The following is a 1066-nucleotide window of genomic DNA, read 5'->3' as shown; positions in this document are numbered from 1 at the left end:
AGCAGCGCAAGTCCGCCACCGGTAGCCGCTTCGGGTGAGGCATTGAGGATCGAGGGTGAACCGGAGGTACCCGACTGACGGCCATCGCCCAGGCAAGGCAGCGATTCGACGCCCTGCTTGATGAGGGCTTCCGGCGGCTGCATGTTGACCACCTCGGCGCCGCCCGGGTGGCCCACCGGTCCGGCGCCACGCATGACCAGGATGGTGCGCTCGTCGATACCCAGCGAGGGATCGTCGATCCGCGCGTGGTAGTCCTCGGAGCCGTCGAAGACCACCACCTTGCCGTCAAAGGCGTTGGGATCGTCTGGGTCGGAGAGAAAGCGCCGGCGAAAGTCGGGCGAGATGACGCTGGTCTTCATCAATGCCGAGTCGAAGAGATTGCCCTTGAGGTTGAGGAAGCCGGCATGCTCGACCAGCGGGTTGGCGTAGCGGCGGATCACGTCATCGTCACGCGTCTCGCGCCCCTTCACGTTATCGGCAAGCGTAAGGCCGTTGATGGTCATGACCTCACCGTGCAGATGACCTGCGCCCATCAGTTCGGTCATCACCGCAGGCACGCCACCGGCACGATAGAACTCCTCGGAGAGATACACACCGGCCGGCATGACATTGGCTAATAGCGGGATCTCGTGACCCAGCCGCTGCCAGTCATCGTTGCTCAGCTCGATCCCGGCGTGCCGGGCGATGGCATTGACGTGGACCGGCGCGTTGGACGACCCACCCAGCGCCGAGCAGACCACGATGGCATTCTCGAAGGCCTCGTGGGTCAGGATGTCGCTGGGTCGCAGGTCTTCCCAGACCATCTCGACGCTGCGCTCGCCGGTTTGGTAGGCCACCATCGCCCGCTCCTTGTAGGGCGCCGGAATCATTGCCGACCCGGGCAGGCTCATGCCCAACGCCTCGGCCATGGAGTTCATCGACGAGGCGGTGCCCATGGTGTTGCAGTGGCCGATCGACGGCGCCGAGTCGGCGCCGCGTGCCAGGAACTCGTCGTAGTCGATATCGCCGGCGGCCAGGCGCTTGCGCAACTCCCAGATGATGGTACCCGAGCCGACGCGTTCGTTGT

Annotated in this window: 1 protein-coding gene; it reads right to left on the bottom strand. The window is 65.0% G+C overall.

Annotated features, from left to right (window positions below; all coding sequences use genetic code 11):
• The coding region (locus tag ACESMD_RS02020; RefSeq protein WP_372609858.1) for a dihydroxy-acid dehydratase at positions 1 to 1066 on the bottom strand (1066 nt) is incomplete at both ends.

It is taken from the genome of Halomonas sp. (assembly GCF_041689495.1).
GTDB lineage: Bacteria > Pseudomonadota > Gammaproteobacteria > Pseudomonadales > Halomonadaceae > Halomonas.
This window is presented reverse-complemented; position numbering and strand designations above follow the sequence as displayed.